This is a genomic window from Pantoea sp. Morm (assembly GCF_016643525.1).
Lineage (GTDB): Bacteria > Pseudomonadota > Gammaproteobacteria > Enterobacterales > Enterobacteriaceae > Pantoea > Pantoea dispersa.
Genome location: NZ_VOQX01000155.1, coordinates 1 through 6,038 on the forward strand (window position 1 = coordinate 1; position 6,038 = coordinate 6,038).

A 6,038-nucleotide genomic window follows, 5' to 3' on the forward strand; every position below is an offset into this window, starting at 1 on the left:
AAGCAGTGAGGCTTATCTTTATCCGGTTGCACATCGGCTAATTCAACATTGCGACGCGATCTTACGTATGCCGGGCGCGTCGCACGGCGCCGATAACGATATACGGATTGGCAGAGAACGCGGGTTAAACATTTATACTCACATAGATGAGATTCCGCTCGGGTGATTATTCACTCACTGGATGGCGACGATGCCAGCGCGGCCATTCAGGCTTATGGACATTTGGCTTGTCGCCGTCATTCAAACAAGAGTATTTTTCGCGAATAAAACAAACTCATTGATGCCCGGGAAATATGCCAGTCTTGCTGATCGCTTTTTCTCTGCATCGTCTGATGCAGTGATTCATAACATCAGGCGGCCCTACCCGCAGCAGACTGACAACATCGTGCCAGCCTGAGTCAGGCATCTGAATTAATGCTATCGTGTCTGGCTTAACGCCTCACAGGCATGACAACGATAATTGGTACCAGGATGGAAACAGGCATGCTCATTCCGCGCACACCCTCTTCCGGCTGCGATTGCGATAATGACAGCGTAGCCACTCGTACAGAGTTCTGGCGCGATCCGTCGCTGGTTTTTGTCGAAAGTCGTCGCGCGTGTCACAGCCGCGCATGTTACAGACCACACAGTCACCCGACCTTTTCAATTGGCGCAGTTGACGCAGGCGGCAGCCTGTTCACAGGCGCATCCGGTGGTCCCTGTTCTTTACAACCTGGAATGATGGTTTTTATTCCCGCCGGCGCGGTTCACTCCTGTAATCCATTGCCCCATAAGCACTGGAGCTATCAGATGTTACATATAGATGCCGCGTGGTTAAATGCTTTACTTGCTGAAATGGACGATGTTTCAGGCAGCTTCATCAGTCAAGGTGAAGTTCGGGTGACGAATAATCAGGAGCGCTATCATCGCTTCTGTGAACTGAATAACCTCCTGTTTTCGACTGCCAGTACAGAAGACAAAAATACAGCGCTAATCGAGTTTATTGGCGACAGTAAATATGGCACCGGCCCGGTGAAAGCCTTTCCTGTCATGGCGTCTGACATCAGTCGGGCATTACACAACGTGATTGAAGTATTGCAGCAGGCTGAAAGGCAGCCGTGGGCGTTGTCGGAGCTGGCAAGCCTTTCAGGCATGAGTCGTTATCAGCTCATCAGAGCATTTCGCGCTGCGACTGGCATGACACCGCATGCTTATCAGCTTAATTTGCGCATAAACAAAGCACGTCACTGGCTTCAGTCAGGCTGTGACATTACCGATATCGCTTACCGGCTGGGTTTCGCTGATCAGAGTCATTTTCAGCGCGTATTTAAGGCCCACACTGGCGTGACGCCAGGCTGCTATCGAACCTGAGCAAGTGCAATTTTGTTCAATACAATCCTGCCCGGGAGTTGCACCCTGTTAAAAATTTTTAAGAGGGTAATACCGTGTTGCAGCAATTTCTTATCGTGGCAGCAGCGCATTTTCTGGCGTTGCTGTCGCCCGGCCCGGATTTTTTTCTCGTGGCACGCACCTCAATCAGAGCCGGCTGGCGGCGCGCCGCCAATGTCTGCCTGGGGATAGCCATAGCGAACGGCGTGTTTATACTGGCTGCCTTCAGCGGTATCACGCTTTTCCATCCTGAGAGCATCAGTTTTATCGTTATTCAGCTCGCGGGCTGTGCTTATTTACTCTATGTCGGTCTGCTTTTTATCCGCTTTGCTGGCATGAGCTCATTGTCTGCCTGCAGCGTCAAAACAGCGGAATCAGTAACTCAGCCTGCTTGTGCCTCGAATCATTACCGTGAACTGGGCATGGGTTTTCTCTCCGGAATACTCAATCCCAAGAATGCGCTGTTTTACGTGAGTCTGGCCACGCTTATTGGTGGTGGCGATGCGATGGTGAATGTGAAAGTCGTCTATGGCATATGGATGTTTAGTGTCGTGCTGCTATGGGATTTACTGGTCGCCGCTTTCATTGGCAATCGTCTGGTACTCCAGCACTTTTCCCGGTTATTACCCTGGCTGGAACGTATCTCAGGAATGATGTTGATTGGCCTGGCATTGAGTGTCATCGTGGTTAATTTAATTTCGATAGTCTGACAGACAGTAACGGGGTTCCATTTTTTATTGCACAAACCATTGCCTTTGCTGATGGCAAAGCCACTATCACCTTTTAGATGAAGGCATTATTTATGAGTGATTCTGCATCTACATCCATCGGTCTGCTGCTGTTTCCTGCGCTTACGCAGCTTGACCTGACCGGTCCGTTTGAAGTCTTTTCGCGGGCACCAGACACGAAAGTGCATCTCATCTGGAAAAATCTGGAGCTTGTGGTGTCAGACCGGGGGATGGCGATTCAGCCAACCACCACGTTCGACACGTGTCCTGCGCTGGATATCATCTGTATTCCCGGCGGGCCGGGGCAGATAAACCTGATGGAGGATGAAGAAGTCCTGTCGTTTATCCGGGCTCAAAGTAAACAGGCGAAGCTGGTAACGTCGGTATGCACCGGATCGCTTGTGCTCGGCGCGGCCGGGCTTCTTGAGGGATATAAAGCGACGACGCACTGGGCTTCGCTGGATCAGCTGGCGCTATTGGGCGCAGAGCCAGTAAATGAGCGTGTTGTACGCGACCGCAACCGTATAACGGGCGCCGGTGTGACTTCAGGTATCGATTTTGCCCTCAGCGTCGTATCAGAGATGTTCGGACCGGATATCGCGCAAAACATTCAGCTGCATATGGAATATGACCCTGCCCCGCCCTTTGACTGTGGCTCGCCCCGCTCCGCATCTGAAGAACAGCTGAAAAAAGCTCAGCAACAGGTTGCGCCATTTATTGAAAAGCGGCGGCAGGCGACGCTGAAAGCCGCAGCCAGACTGCAGAAATAACGGGCCGGCACGGAGCGGACTTCCCCACCGACCGATGTCCTTTATGAGCGAAAAACGGACCTACAGGTAACAGTGAATAGGCTTCGATCATCATAAATTTATTTTGCATTAAAGAACGTGCCCTTCAGAAATTACACCGCTAAGTGGCTTGCGATGATAGGGTTACATCCTTGCCACATTAAGAGGAAAAACGAATGATTGTAAGGACCTGGCACGGTTGTGTTCCGCTTAAACACGCTGAAGATTTTGCGAAACACCTTGAGAAGACAGGTGTGGAACATTCACGAAGCATTGCCGGGAATATAGGCGCTTATGTGCGTAGAGAAACACAGGGTGACTGGGAGCATTTCTTTCTGGCAACTTACTGGAAGGATCTGCAGTCAGTAAAGACTTTCGCGGGAGAAAACTATCACGTGGCAGTGACGTATCCGGATGACGAACAATTTGAGTTACTTTCCGATCCATACGTTTTTCAGCACACCGTGGAAACCGTTTTACCGCTTTAGCCCCCTTTTCAGGGCGACTTAACGGTTGTCCTGATTCGTCTCTAAGTTGATTCGAAGCGTCAATGTCCGCTTTGCGCGACGAGCGGACATTTGTCTCAATAGTCACAAGCCGGCAGCTGCACCTCTGGATTCAGAGGCTAAGCAGTGGAATGCCCGCGTTCAGAGTGAGTCCCAGACATGTCCGGCTTATTACATTACTGATATTTCAGAAATGAGGTGATGGTTAAGATTGCCGCCTCGTTCTATATTTCAATAAGGCAACACAAACTATCAAGGACATCTGTCATGCTCACGCAACGCACGCTTAAAACAACCTTTGCTCTGATGATTGGTTTCGCCGTTTTTGTTGCACCGGCTTATGCAAACCCTGGCAATGGCAATGGCAATGGCAATGGCAATGGCAATGGCAATCACGGTAATAATGGCGCGCACGGAAATAAAGAGCAGGGTTACGCATCGTCGAAAAACGAACATGGACATCGCAAGAACGCCCGACACCCCGATCATGTTCAATCTGATATCAGCTTCTCTCAGGCACGAGCGCTCGCCGTCAACTATGGTTTGGTAGGCTATCAATCTCTGCCGCCGGGAATCGCTAAGAAAGTGGCGCGTGGGAAAGCATTGCCACCGGGTATTGCTAAGAAAAATTTGCCAGCATCCATGATAAATGCGCTGCCTCATTACCCCGGCTACGAGTGGCGCGCGGTTGGAGATGATTTAGTGCTTATTGCGTTGAGCACAGCAGTTGTGACCGCCGTGATTAACGGTGTGTTCAACTAACCACAGACTGCAAGCCCGGCTAAAAGAGATCGCCGGCAAAGTCATCTATACGCAAACAACCTGTTTCCCGAATTGCTTGCAAATCAAACGGATGATGTCCGCTTTTCGCGCAAAGCGGACATCGGTCTGTTCGTCAATTCGTTCTATGGCAAAAGCCGATGTTTACGATTATCCGACTCAAATGCCCCCAGACGAAACCCACATAGTGCTGTATTTAGCGGCTAATTACTGAGTGGGAAAAGGTGAATCAAATTAGCGGCCAGGGGATAAATACCTAATGATCGCGTTGAAGCCCTGAGGTCATCAATGGAGGCGCCTTCTTTCGGCATGCTTCCTCCCCACACCGTAATTCCTTCCGAAAGATGCGACGGGCGCTGCTGGCTTTCGTCACTAATTTCAACGGTTTCACCATTACTTAATGTGATAATCAAAGATGCAACATCCTGTGTTTCGGATGTTCCATTTTCTTTTTTAAGTGTAATTTTCATTAGCCTTTTCTCCGTCATGATCATTCATATGGCTATAATACCAGGCGTTTGGCTCCCTTTCTCGATTATGACATTGATGTTGTGTCCTCTTCTCGCTCATCGCGGGCATTAGCAAATCATGAAAAATGATAATTAAAAAATTAGTTATTACAAAGTTGAATAATCCGTTATCTCTTTCATGCCTGATAAATAACTTTAGCTGAGGAGGAATGATGTCAGACGACGACCAGAAATGCCTCGAAGCTTGTTATCTTTGTTGCGGCAGGTAATCACTGTGCGGCTTCGTGCCTTGCGAAAGAGATGCTGCGCATATGCATCAAACTGGATAAGCAGTGGGCAAATTTCTGCCGGAGTTACGCTGATATGTCATTAATGTGGTCATGCCAGATATAGCCAGCCACAGACAGGCAGTTTTCGTTCTCACTCTTCCCACCGCCTGAATGTGTCTTAGCTCTTCTGAGTTACCTGGCTTTCAGGGTTTCAGAATAACTTTCGTCCAGCCATTATCACGATCATCAAAATGCTTATAGCCTTCGGCAGCGTCTGCCAGTGCGAGACGATGGGAGATGATCTGCGCCGGATTGGCCCTGCCCTGATGGATAAGCCTTGCGAGCTGGCGGTTGTATGCTTTGACATTACACTGACCGGTCTTGATTGACTGACCTTTGAACCAGAAATTCCCAAAATCGAAAGGCACTTTACCCTCTTTGGCCAGGTCGGTCGCGCCTCCGGGATCCTGCGGAACAAAAACGCCGACCGCACCGATGCCGCCCGTGGCTTTAGTTGACGCGACAAGGCTGTTTAGCGTGGCAGAGTTATCTTCATGCCCATGTTTATTGCAACATTGATACCCTACACACTCGCAACCGCAATCCGTGCCGCGCCCGTCGGTTAACTCGAGAATTTTATTTACGGCCTCATCGCCCACCCCATTGATCGCTACTGCGCCCAGTTGTTCGGCCAGCGCCAGCCTGTCCGGATGGGTATCAACCACAAACACCTGCGATGCGCCTTTGATCATGGCCGAGTGAGCCGCCATCAAGCCGACCGGGCCTGCGCCGTAAATCGCCACACTCTCTCCGGGGCGCAATCCTGCCAGTTCAGTGGCATGCCAGCCGGTGGGGAAGATGTCGGAAAGTAAAACGTAGTCCTCCTCTTTTTCTACCGCATCCGGCGGCAGCACCAGACAGTTAAAGTCAGCATAGGGAACACGCAGTAACTCCGCCTGTCCGCCATCCCATTCGCCCATTTCAGCAAAGCCATAGGCGGCACCGGCCGTACCCGGATTTGCCGTCAGGCAGTAGCCGGTCAACCCTTTCTCGCAATTTTCACAGAATCCGCAGCCGACATTAAAGGGCAGGCAGACATAATCGCCAACTTTAACCCGCTCAACCGCGC

At 50.4% G+C, this 6,038-nt stretch carries 7 protein-coding genes and 1 pseudogene; 6 read left to right on the plus strand and 2 right to left on the minus strand.

The genetic code is table 11. The annotated features are described in order from the left end of the window. The 6 genes and pseudogenes from FT726_RS25730 to FT726_RS25755 form a co-directional block, all read left to right on the plus strand. Positions 1-166 (plus strand): annotated as a pseudogene (locus FT726_RS25730) (NUDIX hydrolase); the annotation flags it as partial. Positions 167-483: 317 nt separating this feature from the next. After that, positions 484-1,350, plus strand: a complete 867-nt coding sequence (locus FT726_RS25735) for an AraC family transcriptional regulator (protein ID WP_288422267.1) — start codon at positions 484-486, stop codon at positions 1,348-1,350. A gap of 74 nt (positions 1,351-1,424) precedes the next feature. Then, positions 1,425-2,078: a LysE family translocator gene (locus tag FT726_RS25740; protein WP_241493836.1), complete on the plus strand. Its 654-nt coding sequence runs from the start codon at positions 1,425-1,427 to the stop codon at positions 2,076-2,078. 92 nt (positions 2,079-2,170) lie between these two features. Continuing rightward, on the plus strand, positions 2,171-2,866 hold the full coding sequence (locus tag FT726_RS25745) for a DJ-1/PfpI family protein (RefSeq protein ID WP_058770433.1): 696 nt from the start codon (positions 2,171-2,173) through the stop codon (positions 2,864-2,866). 194 nt (positions 2,867-3,060) lie between these two features. Continuing rightward, positions 3,061-3,372, plus strand: a complete 312-nt coding sequence (locus FT726_RS25750; protein WP_088517478.1) for a hypothetical protein — start codon at positions 3,061-3,063, stop codon at positions 3,370-3,372. Positions 3,373-3,657: 285 nt separating this feature from the next. Next, the gene (locus tag FT726_RS25755) at positions 3,658-4,152 is read left to right on the plus strand and encodes an RcnB family protein (RefSeq protein WP_260641200.1); all 495 of its coding nucleotides are present in this window, start codon (positions 3,658-3,660) and stop codon (positions 4,150-4,152) included. A gap of 221 nt (positions 4,153-4,373) precedes the next feature. Here FT726_RS25755 and FT726_RS25760 read toward each other — a convergent pair whose 3' ends face one another. Then, entirely contained in the window at positions 4,374-4,640 is a 267-nt protein-coding gene (locus tag FT726_RS25760) for a hypothetical protein (RefSeq protein WP_150360137.1), read from the minus strand. A 472-nt stretch (positions 4,641-5,112) separates the two neighbouring features. After that, on the minus strand, positions 5,113-6,038 hold a 926-nt coding region (locus FT726_RS25765), incomplete at its 5' end, for a glutathione-independent formaldehyde dehydrogenase (protein WP_346303689.1).

Bases quoted from the DNA above. Each gene is read 5' to 3' on its own strand.
- FT726_RS25745 (WP_058770433.1), top strand. From the start codon at position 2,171: ATGAGTGATTCTGCATCTACATCCATCGGTCTGCTGCTGTTTCCTGCG.
- FT726_RS25760 (WP_150360137.1), bottom strand. From the start codon at position 4,640: ATGAAAATTACACTTAAAAAAGAAAATGGAACATCCGAAACACAGGAT.
- FT726_RS25755 (WP_260641200.1), top strand. From the start codon at position 3,658: ATGCTCACGCAACGCACGCTTAAAACAACCTTTGCTCTGATGATTGGT.
- FT726_RS25735 (WP_288422267.1), top strand. From the start codon at position 484: ATGCTCATTCCGCGCACACCCTCTTCCGGCTGCGATTGCGATAATGAC.
- FT726_RS25750 (WP_088517478.1), top strand. From the start codon at position 3,061: ATGATTGTAAGGACCTGGCACGGTTGTGTTCCGCTTAAACACGCTGAA.